This window comes from Streptomyces sp. NPDC031466 (assembly GCF_055581265.1).
In genome coordinates, this window is sequence record NZ_JBVIJT010000003.1 from 210,306 (window position 1) to 234,200 (window position 23,895).

The 23,895-nt window shown below is 72.2% G+C and carries 19 protein-coding genes and 2 pseudogenes; 16 read left to right on the top strand and 5 right to left on the bottom strand.

From position 1 onward, the window contains the following. Positions 1-44: 44 nt before the first annotated feature. The 9 genes and pseudogenes from ACZ5GP_RS06935 to ACZ5GP_RS06975 form a co-directional block, all read left to right on the top strand. The gene (locus ACZ5GP_RS06935; protein WP_468749792.1) at positions 45-1,010 is read left to right on the top strand and encodes a carbohydrate ABC transporter permease; all 966 of its coding nucleotides are present in this window, start codon (positions 45-47) and stop codon (positions 1,008-1,010) included. Beyond that, positions 1,007-1,837: a carbohydrate ABC transporter permease gene (locus ACZ5GP_RS06940; RefSeq protein ID WP_468749793.1), complete on the top strand. Its 831-nt coding sequence runs from the start codon at positions 1,007-1,009 to the stop codon at positions 1,835-1,837. The genes ACZ5GP_RS06935 and ACZ5GP_RS06940 overlap by 4 nt, the downstream gene beginning before the upstream one ends. Further along, positions 1,834-3,036 carry a Gfo/Idh/MocA family protein gene (locus tag ACZ5GP_RS06945; RefSeq protein ID WP_468749794.1) on the top strand — a complete coding sequence of 401 codons (1,203 nt, stop codon included), beginning with the start codon at positions 1,834-1,836 and terminating at the stop codon, positions 3,034-3,036. Before ACZ5GP_RS06940 ends, ACZ5GP_RS06945 begins: the two co-directional genes overlap by 4 nt. Beyond that, a complete protein-coding gene (locus ACZ5GP_RS06950; RefSeq protein WP_468749795.1) occupies positions 3,033-3,914 on the top strand; it encodes a DUF6807 domain-containing protein in 882 nt (293 codons plus the stop codon). The genes ACZ5GP_RS06945 and ACZ5GP_RS06950 overlap by 4 nt, the downstream gene beginning before the upstream one ends. Then, a complete protein-coding gene (locus ACZ5GP_RS06955) occupies positions 3,911-5,464 on the top strand; it encodes a glycoside hydrolase family 43 protein (protein WP_468749796.1) in 1,554 nt (517 codons plus the stop codon). Before ACZ5GP_RS06950 ends, ACZ5GP_RS06955 begins: the two co-directional genes overlap by 4 nt. 31 nt (positions 5,465-5,495) lie before the next feature. Then, complete coding sequence (locus tag ACZ5GP_RS06960; RefSeq protein ID WP_468749797.1) at positions 5,496-6,875, top strand: ABC transporter substrate-binding protein; 1,380 nt, start codon at positions 5,496-5,498, stop codon at positions 6,873-6,875. Then, positions 6,872-7,597 carry a rhamnogalacturonan acetylesterase gene (locus tag ACZ5GP_RS06965; protein ID WP_468749798.1) on the top strand — a complete coding sequence of 242 codons (726 nt, stop codon included), beginning with the start codon at positions 6,872-6,874 and terminating at the stop codon, positions 7,595-7,597. The genes ACZ5GP_RS06960 and ACZ5GP_RS06965 overlap by 4 nt, the downstream gene beginning before the upstream one ends. Further along, positions 7,594-8,898: a pectate lyase family protein gene (locus ACZ5GP_RS06970; protein WP_468749799.1), complete on the top strand. Its 1,305-nt coding sequence runs from the start codon at positions 7,594-7,596 to the stop codon at positions 8,896-8,898. The genes ACZ5GP_RS06965 and ACZ5GP_RS06970 overlap by 4 nt, the downstream gene beginning before the upstream one ends. A gap of 89 nt (positions 8,899-8,987) precedes the next feature. Next, a pseudogene (locus tag ACZ5GP_RS06975) lies at positions 8,988-9,392 on the top strand (rhamnogalacturonan endolyase family protein); the annotation flags it as partial. A 22-nt stretch (positions 9,393-9,414) separates the two neighbouring features. Here the strand turns inward: ACZ5GP_RS06975 and ACZ5GP_RS06980 are convergent. Together ACZ5GP_RS06980 and ACZ5GP_RS06985 are read right to left on the bottom strand one after the other, a co-directional pair. Continuing rightward, entirely contained in the window at positions 9,415-11,736 is a 2,322-nt protein-coding gene (locus ACZ5GP_RS06980; RefSeq protein ID WP_468749800.1) for a WD40/YVTN/BNR-like repeat-containing protein, read from the bottom strand. An 87-nt stretch (positions 11,737-11,823) separates the two neighbouring features. Continuing rightward, positions 11,824-12,150: pseudogene (locus ACZ5GP_RS06985) on the bottom strand (glycoside hydrolase family 48 protein); the annotation flags it as partial. Positions 12,151-12,624: 474 nt separating this feature from the next. Between ACZ5GP_RS06985 and ACZ5GP_RS06990 the strand changes: the two are divergent. The 7 genes from ACZ5GP_RS06990 (at position 12,625) to ACZ5GP_RS07020 (ending at position 20,586) form a co-directional block, all read left to right on the top strand. After that, positions 12,625-13,632, top strand: coding sequence for a LacI family DNA-binding transcriptional regulator (locus ACZ5GP_RS06990; protein ID WP_468749801.1), 1,008 nt, complete (start codon positions 12,625-12,627; stop codon positions 13,630-13,632). A 407-nt stretch (positions 13,633-14,039) separates the two neighbouring features. Continuing rightward, entirely contained in the window at positions 14,040-16,967 is a 2,928-nt protein-coding gene (locus ACZ5GP_RS06995; protein ID WP_468749802.1) for a glycoside hydrolase family 3 C-terminal domain-containing protein, read from the top strand. Next, positions 16,964-17,410 (top strand): hypothetical protein, encoded by a 447-nt coding sequence (locus ACZ5GP_RS07000; protein ID WP_468749803.1) that lies wholly within the window; start codon positions 16,964-16,966, stop codon positions 17,408-17,410. The genes ACZ5GP_RS06995 and ACZ5GP_RS07000 overlap by 4 nt, the downstream gene beginning before the upstream one ends. Positions 17,411-17,489: 79 nt before the next feature. Then, positions 17,490-18,041 carry a SigE family RNA polymerase sigma factor gene (locus tag ACZ5GP_RS07005; protein WP_468749804.1) on the top strand — a complete coding sequence of 184 codons (552 nt, stop codon included), beginning with the start codon at positions 17,490-17,492 and terminating at the stop codon, positions 18,039-18,041. After that, complete coding sequence (locus tag ACZ5GP_RS07010) at positions 18,038-18,889, top strand: hypothetical protein (protein WP_468749805.1); 852 nt, start codon at positions 18,038-18,040, stop codon at positions 18,887-18,889. The genes ACZ5GP_RS07005 and ACZ5GP_RS07010 overlap by 4 nt, the downstream gene beginning before the upstream one ends. A 68-nt stretch (positions 18,890-18,957) precedes the next feature. Next, positions 18,958-19,788, top strand: a complete 831-nt coding sequence (locus ACZ5GP_RS07015; RefSeq protein WP_468749806.1) for a pectate lyase — start codon at positions 18,958-18,960, stop codon at positions 19,786-19,788. 279 nt (positions 19,789-20,067) lie between these two features. Beyond that, positions 20,068-20,586, top strand: coding sequence for a cupin domain-containing protein (locus ACZ5GP_RS07020; RefSeq protein WP_468749807.1), 519 nt, complete (start codon positions 20,068-20,070; stop codon positions 20,584-20,586). A gap of 25 nt (positions 20,587-20,611) precedes the next feature. On the opposite strand, the gene ACZ5GP_RS07025 is transcribed toward ACZ5GP_RS07020, so the two are convergent. The 3 genes from ACZ5GP_RS07025 to ACZ5GP_RS07035 are packed head-to-tail and all read right to left on the bottom strand — an operon-like array spanning position 20,612 to position 23,771. Beyond that, positions 20,612-21,457, bottom strand: a complete 846-nt coding sequence (locus ACZ5GP_RS07025) for a carbohydrate ABC transporter permease (RefSeq protein ID WP_468750152.1) — start codon at positions 21,455-21,457, stop codon at positions 20,612-20,614. Between the two features lie 14 nt (positions 21,458-21,471). After that, the gene (locus ACZ5GP_RS07030) at positions 21,472-22,419 is read right to left on the bottom strand and encodes a carbohydrate ABC transporter permease (protein ID WP_468749808.1); all 948 of its coding nucleotides are present in this window, start codon (positions 22,417-22,419) and stop codon (positions 21,472-21,474) included. Beyond that, the gene (locus ACZ5GP_RS07035; RefSeq protein WP_468749809.1) at positions 22,416-23,771 is read right to left on the bottom strand and encodes an extracellular solute-binding protein; all 1,356 of its coding nucleotides are present in this window, start codon (positions 23,769-23,771) and stop codon (positions 22,416-22,418) included. Before ACZ5GP_RS07035 ends, ACZ5GP_RS07030 begins: the two co-directional genes overlap by 4 nt. Between the last annotated feature and the right edge of the window lie 124 nt (positions 23,772-23,895).

Here is a 23,895-nt window from a genome sequence, read left to right on the forward strand (position 1 = left end):
TGCGCGAAGCGCTTCACCCGCACCTCCACGATCGGAGAACTGTCATGGCCCAGGCCGCAGCCGTGGCGAAGCCACCGCCGAGCACCGCCCAGCCGCCGCCCGACCCGGCGAGGCGGCGCCGCCGGCGGGTCGGGGCGACGCCGCGCCGCCTCCCCTACCTGCTGATCGCCCCCGCCGCCCTGCTGATGCTCGGCTTCATCGCCTATCCGGTGGTCAGCGTCTTCTACTACAGCCTGCGGCATTACAACCCCACCAAGCCGTGGCGTGACGGCTACGCGGGCCTGGACAACTTCGTCACCGCCTTCACCGACGACCCCGAGTTCTGGCCCACCCTCGGCTTCAGCCTCCAGTGGGTGGCCGTCGAGATCGTGCTGCAACTGCTGCTCGGCCTCGTGCTCGCGCTGCTCGTCAACCAGACCTTCGTCGGCCGCGCGGCGGCCCGCGCCCTGGTCTTCTCACCGTGGGCCGTCTCCGGTGTCCTCACCTCCACCATCTGGCTGCTGATCCTCAACTCCCAGACAGGCGTCACGCGTTACCTCGCCGACATCGGGATCGGCTCGTACGGGACGTCCTGGCTCTCGGACACCGGCACGGTCTTCCCCGCCGTCGTCGTCGCCGAACTCTGGCGCGGGGTCCCCTTCTTCGCGATCCTCATCCTCGCCGACCTCCAGTCCGTCTCGAAGGACCTCTACGAGGCGGCCGAGGTGGACGGCGCGAGCCGCTGGCGGCAGTTCCTCCACATCACGCTGCCCCACCTCAAGGACGCGATCATCCTCTCCACGCTGCTGCGCGCCGTCTGGGAGTTCAACAACGTCGACCTGCTCTACACCCTCACCGGCGGCGGCCCGGCGGGCGAGACGACGACGCTGCCCCTGCGCATCGCGTCCATCGCCGTCGACTCGCACGACTTCGGCTACGCGTCCGCGCTGACCGCCATCGCCTTCGTGATCCTTCTCTTCTGCTCGCTGCTGTATCTGCGGCTCAGCAAGTTCGGGAGCCAGGACAAATGACCGCCACCGCCACCGCCCTCGTCCGTACGCCCCGCTGGCAGATCTACACGCCCCTCGGGCTGTACCTCCTGTTCACCCTCGTGCCCTTCTACTGGATCCTGCTCTTCGCGCTGCGCCCCACCGGCTCCACCTCCCTCGTGCCCTGGCCGCTGACCTTCGACCACTTCGACAAGGTGTGGACCGAGCGCAGCTTCGCGACGTTCTTCCAGAACAGCCTGCTCGTCGGCGTCGTCTCCATGGTGATGACCACACTCGTCGCCCTCGCGGGCGGCTACGCCCTGGCCCGCTTCGACTTCCGGATCAAGCGCGCCTTCCTGCTGGCGCTGCTGTGCTCGCAGTTCATCCCGGGCGCGCTGATGCTCGTACCGCTCTTCGAGATCTTCGCCGAGCTGCGGATGATCAACTCGCTGGCCAGCGTCGTCGTCGCCGAGACCGTCTTCCAGCTCCCCCTGTCGATGATCCTCATCAGCGGGTTCATCAAGAACGTGCCCTACGTCCTGGAAGAGGCCGCCTGGGTCGACGGCTGCGGGCGGTTCCGGGCGTTCTGCGCGGTCGTCCTGCCGATGCTGCGGCCCGGTCTGATCGCGGTCGGCTCCTTTGCCTTCGTGCACAGCTGGAACCACTTCCTGTTCGCCCTGATGTTCCTCAGCGACCAGGGCAAGCAGACGATCCCGGTGGGCCTCGCCACCCTGATGGGCGCCGACAGCGTGGACCTCGGCGCGCTCGCCGCCGGGGGTGTGGTCGCCGCCGTGCCCGTCGTCATCGTCTTCGCGTTCATCCAGAAGTGGCTCGTCACCGGGTTCAGCGCCGGGGCGGTGAAGGGATGAGCGCCGCGACCGGGGGTCTGCGGCTCCCGCTGCCCGTCGTCCTCGCGGGGGCACGCGGCCACGGCGGCGCGCACCTGGAGAACATCCGCCGCCTCCAGCGCGCCGGCCTGGTCCGCCTGGTGGGCGTCTGCGAGCTGAAGCCGCTGATGGGGGAGGAACTCGTCGGCTTCGGCGCGGTCGAGCAGTCCGGCGACTTCGCCGCGCTCCTCGATGCGACCGGTGCCGCCGTCGCCGTGATCTGCACGCCCATCCCGACCCACACCGACCTGGCGCTCGCCGCCGCGCGGCGCGGCGTCCACGTGCTCCTGGAGAAGCCGCCCGCCCCCTCCTACGCGCAGTTCCGACAGATCGCGGACGGGGCCGCCGCGGCCGGGACCGCCGTCCAGATCGGCTTCCAGTCGCTCGGCTCCCACGCGCTCCCCGCCATCCGGCGGCTGATCGCCGACGGCGCGATCGGCGAGGTGACCGGCGTGGGCGGGGCCGGCCTGTGGGTCCGGGACGAGGCCTACTTCCGGCGGGCGCCCTGGGCGGGCCGGCGCCGCCTCGACGGCCTCGACGTGGTCGACGGCGTCCTGACCAACCCCCTCGCGCACGCCGTCGCCGGCGCCCTCGCCCTGGCGGGCAGCACCGCCGCCGAGGACGTCACGGACGTGGAGTGCGAACTCTTCCGCGCCCACGCCATCGAGTCCGACGACACCTCCTGCGTACGGATCTCCACGGCCGGCGGCGGCCGCGTCACCGTCGCCGCGACACTCTGCGCGCCCGCCTCGCAGGAGCCGTACGTCGTGGTGCACGGCACCGAGGGACGCGTCACCTGCTGGTACCGGCAGGACCGCGTGCAGGTGCGGCGCGGCGCCGACGACAGCGAAGACTCCCAGACCCTGTACGGCAGGACCGACCTCCTGGAGAACCTCGTCCAGCACCTCATGGGCCGCGCCGAACTCCTCGTACCGCCCGCCGCCACCGGCGCCTTCATGCGGGTCGTCGAAGCGGTGCGGCTCGCGCCCGACCCGGCCGCGCTGCCCGCCGACGCGTGGCACGGCGCGCCCGGCGAGAGCGCGGAGCGCCGCGTGGTGCCGGGCATCGAAGGGCTGGTCGCCCTCGCCGCCGACACCCAGTGCCTCTACTCCGAACTGGGCGCCTCCTGGGCCCGGCCGTCCCGCCACGGCGACCTTCACGACGAGGTGAACCCGTCATGAGCACTTCCCAGCGGCACACGAACGGTTCCGGGCGACAGCCCGGCGGATCGGTCACCCTGCGCTGCGCCGGGCGCCCGGTCGCCCGCTACGTCGTCCGCCCCGAGCTGGCCCCGGGCCTGTCGCCCCGCCCCCACCTGCACCCCGTCACCACGCTCGCCGGGACACCCGTCACCGAGCTGAGCCCCGCCGACCACCCGCACCACCTCGGGGCCGGCGTCGCCGTGCCCGACGTGGCGGGACGCAACTTCTGGGGCGGGCGCACCTTCGTACGCGGCCAGGGGCCGACCGAGCTGGACAACCACGGGGTCCAGCGCCACCAGGAATTCAAGCTGCGCGACCCGGACGGCCTTGTCGAGGACATCGCGTGGACGGCGCACGACGAGGTCCTGCTGCGCGAGCGCCGCACCGTGGCCGCCGTCGCCCTCACGGACACCGCCTGGGCGCTGGACCTCACCTTCGCGCTGACCAACGCGACCGGCGCCGAGCTGTCCCTCGGCAGTCCCGCCACCAACGGCCGCCCCGGCGCCGCCTACGGCGGCTTCTTCTGGCGCGCGCCCAAGGAGGCGGCGCCCCCACGGGTCAGCACCCCGCACGGCGAGGGGGAGGCGGCCGCCCACACCGCCCGCGCGCCGTGGCTGGCGCTGGCCGGGGACGGCTGGACGCTGGTGTTCGCCGGGGCCACGGCACGCACCCGCCACGACCCGTGGTTCGTGCGCGCCGCCGCATACCCGGGCGTCGGCTCCTCGCTGGCGTACGAGGACCGGCTGCCGCTCGCCCCGCGCGACACACTCGTACGCCGGATCGTGACCGTCGTGGCCGACGGCGCCCTCGGCCGCGACGAGGCGGCGGCCCTCGTCCGCAAGGCGGTGACGGCGTGAGCACGGGCCCGGGGACGACGGGCTCCGAGGCCACCGGCGACCTCGGCGACGGCACCTACCGCAACCCCGTCCTCGCCGCCGACTGGTCCGACCCGGACGTCCTGCGGGTCGGTGACGACTTCTACCTCACCGCCTCCAGCTTCGGCCGGGCCCCCGGGCTCCCGCTGCTGCACTCCCGCGACCTGGTCAACTGGACGCTGATCGGCCACGCCCTCGACCGCCTCGAACCGGCCGAGGCCTACGCCACCCCGCAGCACGACCGCGGCGTCTGGGCCCCCTCCCTGCGCCACCACGACGGACGCTTCTGGATCTTCTGGGGCGACCCCGACCACGGCGTGTACCAGGTCAACGCCCCCCGGGTCCGGGGACCTTGGAGCCGCCCCCACCTCGTGAAGGCGGGCAAGGGGCTCATCGACCCCTGCCCCCTGTGGGACGAGGAGAGCGGCGCCGCGTACCTCGTGCACGCCTGGGCCAAGTCGCGCTCCGGCGTCAAGAACCTGCTGACCGGCCACCGCATGAGCCCGGACGGACGCGAACTGCTCGACGAGGGGCGGACCCTCGTCGACGGCGACCGCATCCCGGGCTGGTTCACCGTCGAGGGCCCCAAGCTCTACCGGCATGACGGCTGGTTCTGGATCCTCGCCCCGGCCGGCGGCGTCGCGAGCGGCTGGCAGGGCGCCTTCCGCTCCCGCGCCTTCCACGGGCCCTACGAGGAGCGCGTCGTCCTCCAACAGGGCGCCACCGACGTCAACGGGCCACATCAGGGCGGCTGGGTGCGCACCGCCACCGGCGAGGACTGGTTCCTGCACTTCCAGCAGCGCGGCGCCTACGGCCGCGTCGTGCACCTCCAGCCGATGCGCTGGGACGCGGACGGCTGGCCGGTGCTCGGCAACGACGGCGAGCCCGTCGCCGTCCACCGCAAACCGGACCTGCCCGCCCAGCCACCGTCCGCCCCCGCCACCGGTGACGACTTCCCCGGCGGACGGTACGGCCCCCAGTGGCAGTGGACCGCCAACCCCCGCACGGGCTGGGCCACTTCACACTCGGGGGACGGGCTGCGGCTGGCCTGCGTCCGCTCGGCGCACGCCGACGACGTACGCGCCCTGCCGCACACCCTCACCCAGCGCCTGCCCCTGCGGTCCTGCGCCGTCGAGGTCGAGCTGCGTCTGGACGCCGAAGTTCCCGGTGCTCGGGCTGGGTTGGCCGTACTGGGGGACGCGTACTCGTGGGTCGGCCTGGAGCGGGACGAGGGCGGAGCGGTGCGGCTCGTGCACCGGTTCGCCGAAGCGGGCGCGGCGGCCGAGCGCGACGCCGCGCCCCCGCGCCCGGCACCCGGCGCCGCCGCCCGGCTGCGGGTGGAGATCACCGAGGGCGCCCGCTGCCGCTTCACCGCCGACACGGGCGAGGGCCCGCGGCCCACCGGCGGGCCGGTCTTCGCCGCGACGCCCTGGCGCTGGGTCGGCGCGCTCCTCGGCCTGTTCGCGGCGGCGCCCGCGGGCGAGGGACCCACCGGGACAGCCCTGTTCACCCGCTTCCGGATCACCCGTTGAATCACTCCGCAACCCGAGAAGAGAGCCGCTGATGCCCACCGACTCCAAGCGCACCCAGGAGAGCCCCCGCACCCCCGAGAGTCCCCGCACCCGACGCCGCGCCGGTGTCGCCCTCGCCCTGACCACCGCGCTCGCCCTGACCGCCACCGCCTGCGGTGACGACGGCAGCGGCGCGGCGGGCGACAAGGGCGGCGAGGGCAGCGGCAAGGGCGAGATCGTCTTCTGGGACAACAACACCGCCGTCCGGCACGACATCTGGCAGGAGATCATCGAGGACTTCGAGAAGGAGAACCCCGACATCGACGTCAAGTACGTCGGGGTGCCCGCCGAGAACGTCCAGTCCAAGTACGACACCGCCATCCGGGGCGGCGGCCTGCCCGACGTCGGCGGCGTCGGCGCCGCGATGCTCGCCGGGATCGCCGCGCAGGACGCCCTGGAGCCGCTGGACGAGCGGGTCGAGAAGAGTCCCCTCACCGACGAGCTGAACCCGGCGATGGTCGACAGCGTCCGCGCGGCCGGCGGCGGCGTCGACCTCTACACCGTCCCCACCTCCGCGAGCAACGGCGTCCTGTACTACCGCACCGACCTCTTCGAGGCCGCCGGCCTGGACGCGCCGACGACCTGGAAGAAGTTCTACAAAGCCGCCGACAAGCTCACCGACCGAGCCGACAACCGCTTCGGTTACACCATCCGCGGCGGCGAGGGCTCCATCGCACAGGCCCTCGACGCGATGTACGGCCAGTCGGGCATCGGCGACTTCTGGGACGGTGACGAGACCACCGTCAACGACCCGAAGAACGTCGCCGCGCTGCAGAAGTACGTGTCCCTCTACAAGAAGGCCACGCCCTCCGCCGACCTCAACAACGACTTCACCAAGATGGTCGCCCAGTGGGACAGCGGCCAGATCGGCATGCTCAGCCACAACCTCGGCTCCTACCAGGACCACGTGAAGGCACTCGGCGAGAACAAGTTCCGCGGCCTGCCGAACCCCACCACCGACGCGGGCGTACGCGTCCAGGTGTCCAACCCCGTCGACGGACTCGGCCTGTTCAAGTCCAGCAAGAAGAAGAAGGCGGCCTGGAAGTTCATCGAGTTCGCCGCCTCGCACGAGTCCAACAGCAAGTGGAACGAGTCGGCGGGCGCCATCCCCGCCAACGCCGAGGCAGCCAAGGACCCCTGGGTCAAGAAGTCCGAGCCCACCAAGCTGGCGGCCGAGGCCCTCCAGGACGGCTCCCTCAAGATCGTGCAACTGCCCTACTACCTGCCCGACTGGAACACCATCAGCAAGGCCGAGAACGAGCCCGCCTTCCAGAAGGTCCTGCTCGGCAAGATGTCGGCGAAGGACTTCCTCGACTCCCTCGCCGAGCAGCTCAACGAGGCGCAGGCGGAGTGGAAGGAGCAGAACCGGTGACCGCCGCGGGACCCGGCCGCCGCACCCTGTTCATCGCGGGTGACTCCACGGCCGCCCAGAAGTACCGCCCCGCCGCACCCGAGACGGGCTGGGGCATGGCCCTGCCCTTCTTCCTGCGCCCCGCGTTCCCCGTCGCCAACCACGCGGTGAACGGCCGCAGTTCGAAGAGCTTCGTCGACGAGGGCCGCCTGGCCGCGCTCCTCGAAGCGATCGGCCCCGGCGACCTCCTCCTGATCCAGTTCGGCCACAACGACCAGAAGCGGGAGGACCCCGCCCGGTACACCGAACCGTGGTCGACCTACCAGGAGTACCTGCGCCAGTACGTCGCCGGCGCCCGGGCGCGTGGGGCGCGCCCCGTGCTGCTCACCTCCGTGGAACGCCGGCGCTTCGACGCGGGCGGCGCCGCCGTGCCCACCCACGGCGACTACCCGGCGGCCGTGCGCGCCCTCGCGGTCGAGGAGGGCGCAGCGCTCCTCGACATCCAGGCGCTCTCCCTCGCCCTGTGGGGAAAGCTCGGGCCCGAGGAGACGAAGCGGTACTTCAACTGGACCGCGTCCGAGCAGGACAACACCCACTTCAACCCACCCGGCGCGATCGCCGTGGCCCGCCTGGTCGCCGTGGAACTGCTGCACCGCAGGGTGCTCGCCCCGGGCGACCTGCGTCGCCTCGACGCCACGGTGCCGGAGTCCTGGATCACCTGGCCGACGGAGGAAGACGCATGACGACACGTGTTCGTGCCACCCTGCTCACGAGCTGCGCGGCCCTCGCCCTCGCGGCGCCCACGGTGTCCACGGCGGCGGCGCACCCGGCGTCCGCCCGGCACGTCCCGGCAGCCCACGACGTCCTGCCCGCACGCGACGGCTGGGCCTCCGCCGACGGCGGCACCACCGGCGGCGCGGACGCGGGCGCCGCCCGTACCCACACCGTCACCACCTGGCAGCAGTTCACGACGGCCCTCACCGCCGGCGGCGCGGGGCCCCGCGTCATCAGGGTCAAGGGGACGCTGGACGCCACCGGCATCGGCGGCTGCGGCGCGTTCGCGGCCGAGGGGTACGACTTCGCGAAGTACCTCGCCGCGTACGACCCCGCGGTGTGGGGCAGGGACCGACCGGTCAGCGGTGAGCAGGAGGAGCTGCGCGCGGCCTCGGCGGCCCGGCAGGCGGCGGCCGTCAAGGCGTACATCCCCTCCGACACCACCGTGCTCGGGGTCGGCGGGAACGCGCGGATCATCGGCGGCAGCCTCCAGATCAAGGGCGTGGACAACGTCGTCGTCCGCGGCCTCACGCTGGAGAGCCCCCTGGACTGCTTCCCGCAGTGGGACCCCACGGACGGCGAGCGGGGCGCCTGGAACTCGGAGTACGACAGCGCGGTGGTGTACGGCTCCACGCACGTCTGGCTGGACCACAACACGTTCACTGACGGCGCCCACCCCGACAGCTCGCTGCCCTCCTACTACGGACAGCTCTACCAGCGGCACGACGGTGAGCTGGACATCGTGCGGGGCGCCGACCTCGTCACCGTCTCCTGGAACGTCTTCGCCGACCACGACAAGACGCTCATGATCGGCAACAGCGACGGCGCGGGCGGCACCGACCGCGGGAAGCTCCGCGTCACACTCCACCACAACCTCTTCCGGAACATCGTCGAGCGCGCTCCGCGCGTGCGCTTCGGCAAGGTCGACGTCTACAACAACCACTACGTCGCGCCGCGCGACGGCTACCAGTACGCCTTCGGGATCGGCGCCGAGTCCCAACTGGTCGCCCAGGCCAACGCGTTCACCCTGCCGGACGGCATCGGCGCCGGGCGCGTCCTGAAGAAGTGGAAGGAGGCCCCGGTCACCGCCGACCACAACTACGTCAACGGTGAACGGACCGACCTGATCGTCGCCCACAACGCGCAGTTCCCCGACGAGGCGCTGCGCCCCGGAGCCGGCTGGACCCCGCACCTGCGCCGGCACGTGGACCATCCGCGGGCGGTGCCGTACGTGGTGGGTCACCGGGCGGGCGCCGGAAGGCTCCGCTGACGGTCCGCGCGTGCAAGCGGCGGCAACCCGGGGGCGCACGGCGGCGACTGACCGGTTGAACCCCTCACCCCAGCCGCCGGGAGGCCCCCGTGCGCAACTCCCCTTCACACCGCGGACGCAGGTCGAGGCGCCTGGCGTGCTGCGCCGCGACGGCCGGGGCGGTCGCCGCCACCGGGCTCGCCGCACTGCCCGGCGCGTCCTCCGCGGCGTCCGCCGCCCCGGCCGCCCGACAGGCCGAGCGACTTGACCGCGGCGCCGTCAGCGTCCCCGACGGCAGCGGCAACCTGCTCAGTTGGCGCTGGCTCGCCACCGACCCGGACGGTGTGGCCTTCAACGTCTACCGGGGCGCCACGAAGGCCAACGCCTCGCCGGTCACCGACTCGACCAACTTCTTCCACGCCGGGGCGCCCGACTCGGCCGACTACACGGTCCGCGCCGTCGTGGGCGGCGTCGAGCAGGGCGACTCGGCGCACGCCGTCCAGTTCCGCGGCGGCTGAAGCCCGCCGCCGTGCGGGGCTAGCGTGCCGCGGTGTCGCCCTGGACGATGCCGCGGCCGTTCGTCCCCACGTACACCCGGCCGTAGACGTTCGGGTCGCCGGTGATGGCGCCGCCCGTCCAACCCCACTGGTGTCCGGCGTCGTTGACGCGGACCCAGCTCCCGCCCGCGTCCGTGGAGCGGAAGATGCCGCGCACGCCGCCGATCCTCGCGCTGGTGTAGAGGGCCTGGTAGGAGGCGCCGGGCGCCGCCTTGCCGAAGCCGATGGTGTCGGCCTCCTGGACGCCCGCGACCCGGGTGAAGCTCGTCCCGCCGTTCGTGGAGTGCCACAGGCCGTACGTCCCGCCCGCCTTGCCGCCCGCGAGCCAGATGTCGCCCTTCCTGCCGGGCACGGCCTGGAACTTCACGGGCCCCTCGGTCGGCAGACCGGTGGACGCCTTCGCGGTGAAGGTGCTGCCACCGTCCGAACTGACGTAGAACGTGCCGGACTTGAAGCCGTAGAACCGCTTCGGGTCGACCCGGTCCGACTCGACCACCGCGCCCTGGGGAATGCCGCCCGCCGCTGTCCAGGCGGCTCCGGGTCCGGCGGCGGTGTGCACGCCCGCGCCCGCGGGGCTCCACACGAAGCGGCTGCCGTCGGCCGCCGCGGCCACCGTGCCGCCGCCCGTGACGCCCGGGGGCTCCTGGCCGCCGGACCAGGTGACGCCGTTGTCGGTCGAGAAGGCGACGTGGGGCGCCGCGTCGGCGTCGCCGGAACGCACCACCGTGCTCGGCCTGGCCGCCGCGTGGTCGAGGCTCGTCGTGGACGAGAAGGTGGGGGAGGTGTACATCTGCGCCGGCACCTTGGTGAGGTCCGTGTGCCGGAAGCCGCCGATGTCGCCGAGCGCGCTCAGCAGCGGCGCCCCGGACTCGGGTGCCGCGAGGTCGTTGACGGCCGTCTCCTCAAGGCCCTTCACCATGGGCCGCACGGTGAACGTGCCGCCCGGGGCGTCCCACCGGGTGAGGTTCTCCGTGCCGTAGACCGTGGCCCCCGTCCCGTACATCATGCGGTCGGAGTCGAACGGGTCGATCTCCAGCGCCTCCGTCATCCAGCCGAGCTTCGGGCTCTGCTCGGGCGGCGCGGGGTGCGCGCCCCAGGAGAGCCACGGCACGGAGGAGATGTCCATGGTGTAGCGGTTCTGCCGGGTCGGGTACGAGGAATAGCTCCACGCCGGCGTCCAGTTGGCGCCACTGTCCCGGGTGCGGAAGATCTGCGTGTCGGGCCACCAGGAGCTGTAGCCGGTGACCATGACGGTGCCCGGGTGCTGCCGGTCGACGCTCAGACCGCTGAAGCCGTAGGAGGTGTCGGCCTCGGCGACGGGGTTGATGTTCTTCCACTCGCCGGTCCTCGTCGCGTACCGCCAGACCTGGCCCTTGCCGCCGTCGTAGGGCCCGGCCCGGTCGCTGTAGGCGAGGTAGAGGTAGCCGTTCTCCGCGTCGAGGACACCCTTGTGGGCGAGCAGTCCGGTCGGCTGGCCCGCGACGCGCGACCAGGTGCCGCCGCCGTCCGTCGACCGGTACACGGAGTTGGCCTTGTCGGCGACGCCCACATAGAGGGTCTGCGTCTTCCCGTCGCCCGTGCCCGTCGACTCGTCGAACGTGACCCAGACGATGCCCTGGTTGTCGGAGTTGTAGCCGCTCGTGTCACTCGGGTCCTGCTGGAAGTTGCCGGGGTTCGGGAAGTTCGTCACCTGCCGCCAGGTGGCACCCGCGTCCGTGGAGCGCCACAGGCCCTTGCCGCTGGGCGCCCCCAGATAGAGCACGTCGTTGTCGTGCGGGTCGACGGCCAGGCGCTCGCCCATGCCGCGGCCGGGCATGTTCCCGCCGAGCTTGAACGGCAGGTCGGCCTTGCGCCAGGTCCCGCCCCGGTCGGTGGAGCGCAGTACGGCGCCGTTGCCCGGGTCCCAGTCGTTGGTGTAGGTGCCGACGGCCGCGTACACCCGGTCGGGGTCCACGGAGTCGGAGGCGAGGCTCACCACCCCGGTGTGGCCCCAGTCGTCCCAGCCGACCGAGTCGAGCAGCGGCGTCCAGGACGCGGACGACTCCTGCCAGCGGTAGGCGCCGCCGATGTCGGTGCGGGCATAGGCGAGGTCGCGTTCGGAGCGGTTGAAGACGATGCCGGGGACGAAGCCGCCCCCGTCGACGCGGACGTTCTTCCAGTCGTACGGAGTGGCCTTCACGGACACGGACACGGGAGTGTGGTCGTCGGCGCTCGCGACCGGGCCGGCGACGAGCAGCCCGCCGATCAAACCGCACAGGGCGGGGAGCACGCGTGTTCTGTGCGCGCGGAGCACAGGAGGCATGGGGGGTTCCTTCGCACGTCGGGTGGGGGGAAGGGGGAGCGGCACTCAGCTTTCGAGCAGCTCCGCGTACGCGCCGAGGGCGCTTCAGTGCATGCCGTAGATGTCGTCGGTGCCGTACGCGCTCTTCAGCTCGGCCGCGAGCGGGTCGGCCCCGGCGGCGACCGAGGGGTCCAGGCGCGCCGGGTACTGCGCGGGCGTGTCGTGCTCGGGCGCGTACGTTGCCGGTTTCGCCGCATTGTGGAAACTGTTCGTCGGCTGGTCGGCGCGGGTGGGGATCATGAATTTCTGCATGGTTTGCCACGCCGAGTTGGACCGGGACCAGTCACCGGTGATCTTGCCGTACATGGCCTGGAGCCATATCAGATGGCTGTACGTCTCCGAGGTCGATTCATGGCCGTGATCGGGGGCCTCGACCGTGCGCGATCCGACCTGCGGGTCCGAGGGCGGCGGCGACCGGGATGGCGGCTGCCGCGGCGCCGATGGCCAGAACTCTGCGACGGCTCGGTTCCGGCCCTGATTCTCCGTGGTCGGGTAAAGAACGCATGCCGATGTCCTTCTTCCGATGGGGGGTGGGAGCGCTCCCAAAATCCTTGTGCCTCTTGGGCTTGTCAAGGGTGTTCGCGGAAACCGAGTCGTCGAATCCATTCGACTGGCGAACGCGCCGAGATTTTCCGGAAACCCGGCAACCTTTTCTCGCCGCGGCGGTGACTACATGTCATGAGGAACGCTGATCCGCCGGTGTTGGGACACGCAGGTGCACAGGGGCGCGGAGGGGCACCCCCTCCCTGCCCCACCGAATCGAAGCGCTTCGACTCAACGTATGGACAGGCCAGGGGCTCCCCTCTAGGGTCGGTCGCACCGCCTTTTCGCCCAACCCAGGAGAGCCGCATGGTCACCCTCGCCGAGGTCGCCAAGCACGCCGGAGTCTCGGCCAGCACGGTGAGCTACGTCCTCAGCGGCAAGCGGTCGATCTCCACCGGCACCCGGGAACGCGTCGAGCGCAGCATCGAGCAGCTCGGCTACCACCCGAACGCGGGCGCCCGCGCCCTCGCGAGCAGCAAATCCAACGTCATCGCCCTGATGATGCCGCTGCGCACCGACATGTACCTGCCGGTGATGATGGAGATCGCCGTCGCCGTCGCCACCACCGCCCGCAGCCACGGCTACGACGTCCTGCTCCTGACCGGCGACGAGGGCGCGGCGGCCGTGCGCCGCGTCACCGGCAGCGGCCTCGCCGACGCCATGATCCTGATGGACGTCGAGCTGGACGACGAGCGGCTGCCGCTGCTGCGGGCGAGCGAACGGCCGGCCGTGCTCATCGGGTTGCCCGCCGACACGGCCGGGCTCACCTGCGTGGACCTCGACTTCGTGGCGACGGGTGCGCTGTGCGTGGAGCACCTGGCCGGCCTCGGCCACCGCGACGTCGCCGTCATCGGCGAGGCCCCCGCCGTCTACGAACGCCACACGGGCTTCGCCGAACGCACCCTCGACGGACTGCGCGTCAGGGCCCGCGAGCTGGGGGTGCGGCTGCTGCACCGGCCCTGCGAGGCGGGGTACGGGCCGACGTCCGCCACGCTCGCCCGGGTCTTCGACGAGCGGCCGGGCACCACGGGCTTCGTGGTGCAGAACGAGTCGGCCGTGGAGCCGCTGCTCGGCCTGCTGCGCCAGCAGGGCCGCGCGGTGCCCGAGGACGTGTCCGTGATCGCCGTCTGCCCCGACCAGGTGGCCCTCCAGGCCTCCGTACGGCTCACCTCGGTCTCCATCCCCGCCGAGGAGATGGGGCGCAGGGCCGTCGAGCGGATCGTCGCCAAGCTGGCCGGACACGGCGAGGACGACGTCACGCTGATCGCCCCGCAGCTGACGGTGCGGGCCAGCACGGGGAGCGCGCCCGCCTGAGCGCCGGCGTCCGCATCGTTCGGCCGCGGTGAGGGGCGCTCACGGGGCCGAGGAAGGTTCTCCGGTTCGGCCTGGAGTCGGCGGGGTGCGAACCGGAGCCGCTGGAGGGGGAGTTCGGCGCCATTGCGTCAACCCTTCGTGGCGCGCGCCCGGACACACGGCGGTGATCGCCGGCCGGATATGAAGCGCTTCGATGCCTGTGGGGAGATCAAGTGAACGCCGGGATCCTCACAAGGGTGCGTGCCGAATTGTCCCGCGGACGCGCCGTGTTGACCCGGGGCCGGTATAAAGCGGGTTCACGGGGTGTTCCCATGCACCTGCCTTGACATGGACATCGAGTAACACCCAGCATCGAAGCGCTTCGAGAAATTTGCTGCTGTTTCACCGTCCGTCGAGGGGACCCGCACGTGACCGAGAGCCCGCCGCCGTTCCGTGACCCGGGACTCGTGCCGGAAAAGCGCGTGGACGACCTGCTGTCCCGGCTGACCGTCGACGAACGCGTCGCGCTCCTGCACCAGTTCGCGCCCGCTCTCGGCCGGCTCGGCGTCGAGGCGTTCCGCACCGGCCAGGAGGCCCTGCACGGCGTCGCCTGGATGGGACCCGCCACGGTCTTCCCACAGGCCGTCGGGCTCGGCGCGACCTGGAACGACGACCTGCTGCGCAAGGTCGGCGAGGCCGTCGCCGTGGAGGCCCGCGCCCTGCGCGCCGGGGACGACCGCGTCGGCCTCAACGTCTGGGCGCCGACGGTGAACCTCCTGCGCCACCCCCTGTGGGGCAGGAACGAAGAGGGGTACGCGGAGGACCCGCACCTGACCTCGGCCCTGGCCGCCGCCTTCACCCGCGGCCTGCGCGGCGACCACCCGACGTACTGGCGCACCGCGCCCGTCCTCAAGCACTGGCTCGCCCACAACAACGAGACCCGCCGGGACACCACGAACTCCTCGGTCCGCCCGCGCGTCCTGCACGAGTACGACCTGCGCGCCTTCCGCGGCGTGGTCGAGGCGGGCGCGGTCGCCGGGGTCATGCCCGCCTACAACCTCGTCAACGGCCGCCCCAACCACGTATCGCCCCACCTGGATGAGCAGTTGCGGCGCTGGACCGATGAGGAGCTGCTCGTGTGCTCCGACGCGGGCGCGCCGAGCAACCTCGTGGACAGCCAGTACTACTTCGACACCCACGAAGAGGCCGTCGCCGCGGCGCTCAAGGCGGGCGTCGACAGCTTCACCGACCACGGCACCGACTCGGACATCATCATCGGACGCGTCCACCGCGCCCTGACAGCAGGGCTGTTGACCGAGGACGACATCGACGCGGCGGTACGCCGCCACCTCACCGTGCGCCTGAGGCTCGGAGAGTTCGACCCGGACGGCGGGCCCTACGGCGGCGCGAGCCCGCGCGACGCCGACACGGCCGAGCACCGGGAACTGGCCCGCGAGGCCGCCGAACAGGCCGTGGTCCTGCTCAAGAACGACGGCCTGCTGCCGCTCACGCCGTCCGCCGACGGCGGCCGTGTCGCGGTCGTCGGACTCCTCGCCGACGAGTGCAAGACCGACTGGTACAGCGGCACGCTGATCCACCGGAGCACCGTCCTCGACGGGCTGCGCGCCCGCTTCGGCGCCGAGCGGGTCACGTTCGCCGAAGGCGTGGACCGGGTGCGCCTGAAGTGCGCGGGAGGCTGGCTGCGGGTGCCCGAGCCCTCCGCCGCCGCCGCTCAGGCGCGGGTGGCCGCCGGCGCGCTCGACCCGGCGCTCCTGTCCGGCCGCACCGACCTGCCGCCGGTCGGCACCTGCGCGGACGCAACGTGGGCCACCGAGTTCGCCCTCGTCGACTGGGGCGAGGGCGCCTGGACGCTGCGGGCCCCCGACGGGCGCTACCTGTCCGTCGCCGACGACGGCTTCGTGTGCGCGTCGGCCGACCAGCCCGGCGGCTGGGTCGTCCAGGAGACGTTCGCACTGGTCGCACCGGAGGGCGAACGCCGGGACGGGCAGGACGGCGGGCACGGTGGCGAGTACCTCCTCAGGCACACGGGAACGGGCGGCCATGTCTGTGTCGCCGCCGACGGCCTGCGGGTTGCCGTCCAGGGCGAAGCCCTCGCGGCCGACCGCGCCGAGCGCTTCACGGTCGAGTACGTGGAGCGCGGCGAGGACGCCGTGGCCCGCGCCGCCGCGACCGCGGACACCGTGCTCGTCGTCGCCGGGAACGACCCGCACATCAACGGCCGCGAGACCCAGGACCGCACCACCCTCGCCCTGCCGCCCCACCAGGAACGGCTGTGGCGCGCGGCCCGCGCCGCGAACCCCCGCACCGCGCTCGCCCTGGTCAGCGCCTACCCGTACGCGGTCGCCGACGCCCACGCCGAGCTGCCCGCGCTGCTGTGGACCGCGCACGGCGGGCAGGCCGCGGGCACCGCGCTGGCCCGCGTCATCGCCGGTGACGTCTCCCCGGCCGGACGGCTCCCGCAGACCTGGTACGCCGCCGACACCGACCTGCCGGACCTGCTCGACTACGACATCATCGGCTCCCGGCAGACCTACCTGTACTTCGACGGCACCCCGCTGTACCCGTTCGGGCACGGCCTCGGGTACTCCTCCTTCGCCTACGAGAAGCTGACCTGCCAGCGCGACGGCGACACCCTGTGCGTCGCCTTCACCCTGACCAACACCGGCGCCGTCGCGGCGGACGAGGTGGCGCAGCTCTACACCCGCGCGCCCCGCGGCCCCGTCGTGACCCCGCACCGCAGGCTGGCCGCGCACCGCCGCGTCCACCTGGCGCCCGGCTCCTCGCGCCGCCTCGAATTCCGGCTCCCCGTGAGCGACCTGGGCTTCTGGGACGTACGCCGGGGCCACTGGAGCGTGGCGCCCGGCACGCACGAACTGTTCGCCGGGGCGTCGAGCCGGGACATCCGGCTGCACGCGCCGGTCGAGATCACCGGTGATCCACTCGCCGCCAGGCCGGTACTGGGGGCCGGCCTGGCGGCGGCCGACTACGACACGCAGCGCGGCACCGAGATCGTCGACCGGACCAGGACCTCGGGCGACGCGGTGCGGGCCGTGGGCGGCACGGTGGGCGAACTGCTCTTCGAGGACTGCGACTTCGGGCCCGGGACCGACGCCGTACGGATCGAGGCCGCGGGCGAGGGCGCCGTCGATCTCATCGCCGGCGCCACCGCCACCACCGTCACTGTCGCGCCCACCGGCGGCACGTACCACTACGCCGAGAGTGCCGCGCGCTTCGTCGTGTCCGGGGTGCGCGACCTGCGCGTACGGCTGCGCGGCCCGGTCCGCCTGGCCCGGCTCGCCTTCACCGCCGCCGCACCACGGGAGGACGCCCCATGAAGTTCACGGCCTTCACGGTCGAGGGCGACGTGGAGTTCTACCTCCCCGAGGGCACCTGGACCCACCTCCTGACCCGGGAGCGCGTCCAGGGCCCCGGCCGGCGCCGCGAGAACCACGGCTTCGACAGCCTGCCCCGGTACGTCAGGCCCGGCGCCCTGCTGCCGCTCGCAGCCGACGAGCAACGCCCCGACGGCGACTGGCCGGAGGGCCTGCCCCTCCTCGCCGCACCCGGCACCGCCGACGGCACCGAGGCCACCGTCCCCGACCTCCAGGGACGGCCCGCGACGGTCTTTCGCGCGAGGCGGCACGGCGACGGCGTCACGGTCCTCGCCCTCGGCACCCGGCGCTCCTTCCAGGTGCGCACCGTGGACGGCCGCGCGAGCGCCGACGGCGTGGGGGAGGTGACCCTGCCCGGTGTCCTCGCGGACGGAACGACCCGTTAGAGTGCCCGGTTCCGACAGGGAGACGGCACCCGGGACCGCGGAGGGCGGTGCGCCGGGGCCCGGGGGAAAGAGGACACCCATGCCTTCGGCCGCCGACGACGCGGCCGCCGAGTTCCATGCCTTCTTCGAGCGGCACTACGCCGAACTCGCCCGCCTGGCCCATCTGCTGACGGGCGAGGCGGACGGCGCGGACGATCTGGCGGCCGACGCGCTGCTCGCCCTGTGGCACCGCTGGGACCGGGTGCGCGCCGCCGACCACCCGGCCGCGTACGCCCGCGGCGTCGTCGCCAACATGGCGCGCAGCCGCATCCGCAGCGCCGTACGGGAACGCCGCCGCGTCACCCTCTTCTGGTCGGGCCGCGGCGAGGACGTCGCGGACCCCGACGTACCGGCCGTCGTCGACGTGCGGGAGGCGCTGCGCGCGCTGCCCTTCCGCAAGCGGGCCTGCGTGGTGCTGCGGCACGCCTTCGACCTCTCCGAGAAGGACACCGCGCAGGCCCTCGGCATCTCGGTGGGTACCGTGAAGAGCCAGACGTCGAAGGGAATGGCCGAGCTGCAACGACGCCTCGGTCCGCACACCGCCTGGTCACAGGTGCGCGCGGTCACGGCGGACACGGGGGGAAGCACATGAGGGACGACGACGAAGTGCGCAGGAAGCTGCGCGGCGCCGCCCAGGCGCACCGCCCCGACCGGGAGCGGATGCGGGCCCGCGTCGAGCAGGGCATGGCGGCGGGCGAGCGGCCCGAACGCGCGCCGAAGCCGCTCCGGGCGGGCGCCCCCTGGCTGCGCGTGGTCACCGCGACCGCCGCCGTCGCCTCCGTCTGCGCCGTGGCCGGGTACGGGGTGGCGTCGGCGCTGCGCGGGGACCCCGACCCGCAGTCCGTCGCCACCAGCGCGACGCCGGACGCGCCGCCCGCCGCCACGCGACCCGGCGGGACCGCGCCCCCGCCCCCGCCCTCCCGGCCGCCGCACAGCACCCCGGCCGCGCCTCCCGTCTCCCGGGGCCCCTCGGCGGGGGCGTCCACGGGCCAGACGCCCCCGCCCGGCGCCCCGAGGTCCGGCGCCCCGAGCCCCGGGGCGGACCTGGTGTGGGCGGACGGCTCGATCGACCCCGGCTCCAGCACGTACTGGTCGCAGAGCGACATCACCGTCAAGGCGAGGAAGCCGCTGACCGCGCTCACCGTCGAGCTGCGCGTCGCCCGGCCCGGCGAGGTCGCCGACACCGGCAACTGGCGCTCGCTGCCCGTCGGCGACTTCGACGTCACGGTGGCCGAGCGCGGCGGCTTCCTTCTCTACCGGTGGACGCTCAAGGCGGGGCGCACCGTACCGGTGGGCGAGCACGTCTTCGCCGGGCAGTACAACCACCCCGGCGGCAACCGTGACGCGTACGCCGACCGCTACACGGTCCGGGCCGGCACGGCAGACGAACGCGACGAATGGAAGGGCGACTTCGCCCCCGCGGCGGACCCGCGAGGATGAGGGCAACCTTTCCGCTTCCGGTGGCGACCAGGAGACGCACACTTCTGTCCACCGAAGGAAATCCGGACATGACCCCCACCACGAACGGGCCCGTACGCCACCGTCGCGGCCGGACCCGCCGCCGCGCCGTCATCGGCGGGGCGGCCGCGCTCGGCCTGACCGGCGCCGCCCTCGTCACCACCTCCTTGATGTCGACCGCCGGGGCGGCGAGCACCTGGCCCGAGGCCAAGGGGCAGCAGCCCGTCTCCAAGACCATCGAGGTCTCCGGCACCCGTGACGGCGGCCTCAAGCGCTACTACGGCAGCGGCGAGCTGGGCGGCGACGGCCAGGACGAGGGCCAGGACCCCCTCTTCAAACTGAAGGACGGGGCGACCCTGAAGAACGTCATCATCGGCGCGCCCGCTGCCGACGGCATCCACTGCCAGGGCAGCTGCACGCTGCAGAACGTCTGGTGGGAGGACGTCGGCGAGGACGCCGCGACGTTCAAGGGGACCTCGGCGGGCTCGACGTACGCCGTCCAGGGCGGTGGCGCCCGGAAGGCCGACGACAAGGTCTTCCAGTTCAACGGCGCGGGCAAGCTCGTCGTGAACAAGTTCCAGGTCTCCGACTTCGGCAAGCTCGTGCGGACCTGCGGCAACTGCTCCAAGCAGTACCGGCGCGACGTCATCGTCAACGACACCGACATCACCGCCCCCGGCACGTCGATCGTCGGCATCAACACCAACTACGGCGACACCGCCGCGCTGCGGAACATCCGCGTCCACGGTGACGGCAACAAGAAGATCAAGACCTGCCTGCGCTTCACCGGCAACAACACCGGTGCCGAGCCCGTCCAGACCGGCAGCGGCCCCGACGGCAGGTACTGCAAGTTCACGGCGTCGGACATCACCTACAACTAGTCGCGGCACACGCGACACGGACGCCCCCGCCGACAGCGCGACACCGTGGGCGAATTCCGGGGCGAGCGTGACGTCGGCCTCCATGACCCGTTGTGGTCATGAAGGCCGACGTCCGCACACGAACGTCTCGCCCGGCGGCCCTACGGCCCACCACCTGGCACCGCGGTACTAGGTCCCCAGCCCTCAGCCCGGGCCAACTCAAGATCATCCGCAAGTCCGATGCCCTCTTCGCGAGACGGGAGCCACCATGCTGGTGGAATCTGCCAAGAGGAGCGCATCATGTCGTACCCGGAACACCTGCAGTACCCGGAAGCCCGCTACCACCGCGACAAGGGCGAAGTGAACGCGGTCTTCCGCCCGGCCGACAGCCCGGCGGACATCTCCTCACCCGGCGGCTCCACCCACTACCTCGCCACCAACGAGTCGACCGGCGGCGAATTCGGGCTGTACAAGGTGGACCTGGGCCCGCGGTCCGCCGGGGCCAAGACCCACTTCCACAAGGCGATGTCGGAGTCCTTCTACGTCCTCTCCGGCGAACTGGAGCTGTACAACGGCGAGAAGTGGGTGACGGGCCGCGCGGGCGACTTCCTGTACGTACCGGTCGGCGGCCTGCACGCCTTCAAGAACGTGACCGACGAGCCCATGTCCATGCTCATGCTCTTCTCCCCGGGCGCCCCGCGCGAGGAGTACTTCGAGCGCGTCGGGGAGATGGCGCAGCGCGGTGGCGAAGAGCTGAAGCAGTTTCGCATCCGGCACGACAGCTACTTCCTGGAGGACTTCGAGCCCGGGGAGGAGTAGTCCGGGGCTCGGAGGCGTCCCCCTCTCACTGCCCCGCCAGGCCCGTGTGCGCCACCCCCGCGACGATCTGCCGCTGGAAGAAGACGAAGACGACGATCAGCGGGAGCCCCGCCATCAGCCCGCCCGCCATCAGCTGCGCCCACTGGATGCCGTAGGAGTTCATGACCGTCGCGATGCCGTTCGGCATGGTCATCAGGTCGGGGTTGTTGGTCACCATGTAGGGCCACAGGAAGTTGTTCCACGACGCGATGAACGTGAAGATGCCGACCGCCGCGAGGGAGGGGCGCGACAGCGGCAGGACGACGGTGAAGAAGACCCGCCAGCGCCCGGCGCCGTCGATGAACGCCGCCTCCTCCAGCTCCTTGGGGACGGACTGGAAGAACTTGTAGAGGATGTAGACCATCGCGGCCGGCGCGCACTGCGGCAGGATCATCCCCCAGTACGTGTCGACCATCCCCATCGACTGGACGGTGCTGAACAGCGGCACGCCGAGGACCGCCGGCGACACCATGAGGCCCGCCATGACCAGACCGAGCAGCGCGTTCTTGCCGCGGAACTCGGTGCGCGCGAAGCCGTACCCGGCGAGCGCGCTCACCAGGACCACGACGGACGTCACGCACACGGAGACGACGACGGAGTTCACGAACCAGTCGGTGATGTTGCCGGTCTCGAACATGGCCCGCCACGCCTGGAACGTGACGTCGCGCGGTATCCAGTGCGTGGGCACGGCCACGGCCTCGGTCTCCGACTTCAGGGAGGTGAACAGCGCCCACACCAGCGGCGACAGCCACACCGCCGAGACGGCGGTGCCGAGCGCCGTCAGGACGATCTGTCCCGCGGTCCACTTGGCTCTCGTACGGTTCACGGGCATCGCGTGTCCCTTTCTCATCGCACATCCTCCGCACGCCTGCCCAGCAGCCACAGGCGGCCGAGGGCCACGGCCGCGATGAGCACGAAGAAGATGATGGACACCGCGGAGGCGAAGCCCACGCGGTAGCTGGTGAAGCCCTCTTCGAGGGTGTACTGCACGAAGGTCCGGGTCGATTCCTCCGGCCCCGGGCCGAAGTCCTGCATCACCACCACCTGGTCGAACACTTGGAGCGAGGCGAGGACCTGGAGGGTGACGACCAGGCCGGTGACGGTGCGCAGCATCGGCAGGGTGATGTGCGCCATCCGCTGCCAGGCGTTCGCGCCGTCCAGCTCCGCGGCCTCGTACAGATGCCGCGGGATGTTCTGCAACGCGGCGAGGAAGAGGAGGAAGCTGAAGCCGACCGTCCACCACAGGGTGGTGATGACCACCGCGAGCATGGCGGTCGACTTGTCGGTCAGCCAGGGCGTGTCCAGGCCGAGGACGTGGTTGATCATTCCGGTGCCGGGGTTGAACAGCCACTGCCAGAGGTTCCCGGCGACGGTGGACGGCAGCAGGAACGGCGCGAAGAAGCACAGCCGCCACAGCCACTTGGCGCGCTCGATGTGGTGGGCGAGCATCGCGAGCAGGAACGCGAGGACGACGATGCACGGCACCACGAGCAGCGTGAAGTACGCGCTGTGGCCGAGCGATTCCCACATCAGCGGGGTGTCGAAGGCCTCCCGGTAGTTGTCGAGGCCCACGAAGCGCTCGCCGGTGCCGGAGATGTTGGCGTCGGTCAGGCTCAGCCACACCCCGCGCCCGATCGGCAGCAGCACGAACAGCGCGAACAGGACGAGGAAGGGGGCGACGAACCAGCCGCCGTGCTGGAAGCGGCGGGCGAGTCGGGCCCGCGCCGAGTCGGCGCGGACGGCGGCCGCCGGGCGTGCGGCGGGCGGGCGCAGGGCGGTGTCGACGGTGCTCACGCGGCGCCACCTCCCGCACGGCCGACGGACCGGCCGGCCATCGGGTCCTTCATCGCGAGCAGCTTCTCCAGGACGCCCCGCATCCGCCGGGCCGTGGCGGCGGGCCCCGCGGAACCGGAGTTGGCGGCGGCGACCACGGGGCCGATGCGCTGGGCGAGGGTGCCGGTGGAGCCCGCGAACCACACGTGCGGCTCGACGGCCATGTGGTCCATGGCCGAGACGTACTCGGCCTGCGGCTTCAGCGCCCGGTACGCCTCGTCCCGCAACGTCGGCCTGTACGCGGGGATGTGGCCGCCGCGCGACCAGTCGAGGGCGTGCCGCACCACGTACGCGGCCAGCTGGTGGGCGCCCTCGTCGGCGGGGCCGCCGCGCCCTTCCTGGTGGGGCAGGACGAAGCAGTGGGACTCGGCGTGCGTGGCGGCCCGGCCGAAGACGGGTGGCAGCGGGGTGGCGCCGTAGTCGAGCTTCGCGCCGCCGAAGACCGGCACGGACCAGTTGCCCTCCCAGGTGAAGGGGGAGCCGTTGAGGAACATCTCGCCGTCGGCGGTGCCGACCGGTGTGGTGTAGCCCTCGGTGACGTGCCGGCGGAGGAATTCGAGGACCTCGACCGCCTTGTCGGTGTCGAAGGTGAGGTCCCGGCCGTCGGGGCTGAGGCAGGTGCCGCCGAGCTGGGTGTAGAAGGAGAGGAAGAACCACCAGCTGAAGTTGGGTTCGTTGGCCTTCATGCCGAGGGTCTGGAGACCGCCCCTGGTCGCCTTCTTGGCGGCCTTGAGCGCCTTGAACCATTCCTCGGGCGAGGAGACGGCGGCCAGCTCGCCGTCCTCGCCGAGCAGCCCCGCCCGCCGGCACACGTCGCGGCGGTAGAAGCAGAGCTGGGCGTGGATGTCGAGCGGCAGCCCGTACAGCTTGCCGTCGACGACGGCGCGTTTCCACAGCAGCGGGTCGAAGTCCGCCTCCCGCACGCCGTACCGGGCCAGGAGCCGCACGTCCCAGGGGTCGAGCAGCCTGCCGGGCGCGAAGCCCGGGATCCGCCCGAGGTGCATGACGGCGAGGTCGGGGGCGCGCCGCCCGGCGGCGGCCATGGCCAGCTTGGTGTAGTACGGATTGCCCCACTGGAGCGTCGAATCCTTCACGTCCACCCGGGGGTTGGCCCGGCGGAACGCGTCCAGCATGGCGATCATGTTGACGCCGTCGCCGCCGCTGAAGAGGTTCCAGTAGCGGACGCGGACCTCGGCGTCCGAGGCGATGGCGGAGGCGCTGCGCCCGGTGGCCGCGACGCCGAAGCTGCCCGCGACGGCGAGCGCCCCGAGAGTGCCGAGCACGCCGCGACGGGTCACAAGGGATGGAGGCACGACGGCTCGTCCCTCTCTCTGAGACGGAAGTGTTCCGGGACAGGCGTGTTCGACATATCGAATGCTGCCCGCCAGTTCGAACGGACCGTAGAGTCGATCTCCTCGCGCGTCAACGCTTTGCGCA

Coding starts and splice junctions, on each gene's coding strand:
- ACZ5GP_RS06935 (WP_468749792.1), top strand. CDS start 45: ATGGCCCAGGCCGCAGCCGTGGCGAAGCCACCGCCGAGCACCGCCCAG.
- ACZ5GP_RS06940 (WP_468749793.1), top strand. CDS start 1,007: ATGACCGCCACCGCCACCGCCCTCGTCCGTACGCCCCGCTGGCAGATC.
- ACZ5GP_RS06945 (WP_468749794.1), top strand. CDS start 1,834: ATGAGCGCCGCGACCGGGGGTCTGCGGCTCCCGCTGCCCGTCGTCCTC.
- ACZ5GP_RS06950 (WP_468749795.1), top strand. CDS start 3,033: ATGAGCACTTCCCAGCGGCACACGAACGGTTCCGGGCGACAGCCCGGC.
- ACZ5GP_RS06960 (WP_468749797.1), top strand. CDS start 5,496: ATGCCCACCGACTCCAAGCGCACCCAGGAGAGCCCCCGCACCCCCGAG.
- ACZ5GP_RS06970 (WP_468749799.1), top strand. CDS start 7,594: ATGACGACACGTGTTCGTGCCACCCTGCTCACGAGCTGCGCGGCCCTC.
- ACZ5GP_RS06980 (WP_468749800.1), bottom strand. CDS start 11,736: ATGCCTCCTGTGCTCCGCGCGCACAGAACACGCGTGCTCCCCGCCCTG.
- ACZ5GP_RS06990 (WP_468749801.1), top strand. CDS start 12,625: ATGGTCACCCTCGCCGAGGTCGCCAAGCACGCCGGAGTCTCGGCCAGC.
- ACZ5GP_RS07000 (WP_468749803.1), top strand. CDS start 16,964: ATGAAGTTCACGGCCTTCACGGTCGAGGGCGACGTGGAGTTCTACCTC.
- ACZ5GP_RS07005 (WP_468749804.1), top strand. CDS start 17,490: ATGCCTTCGGCCGCCGACGACGCGGCCGCCGAGTTCCATGCCTTCTTC.
- ACZ5GP_RS07010 (WP_468749805.1), top strand. CDS start 18,038: ATGAGGGACGACGACGAAGTGCGCAGGAAGCTGCGCGGCGCCGCCCAG.
- ACZ5GP_RS07015 (WP_468749806.1), top strand. CDS start 18,958: ATGACCCCCACCACGAACGGGCCCGTACGCCACCGTCGCGGCCGGACC.
- ACZ5GP_RS07020 (WP_468749807.1), top strand. CDS start 20,068: ATGTCGTACCCGGAACACCTGCAGTACCCGGAAGCCCGCTACCACCGC.
- ACZ5GP_RS07025 (WP_468750152.1), bottom strand. CDS start 21,457: ATGCCCGTGAACCGTACGAGAGCCAAGTGGACCGCGGGACAGATCGTC.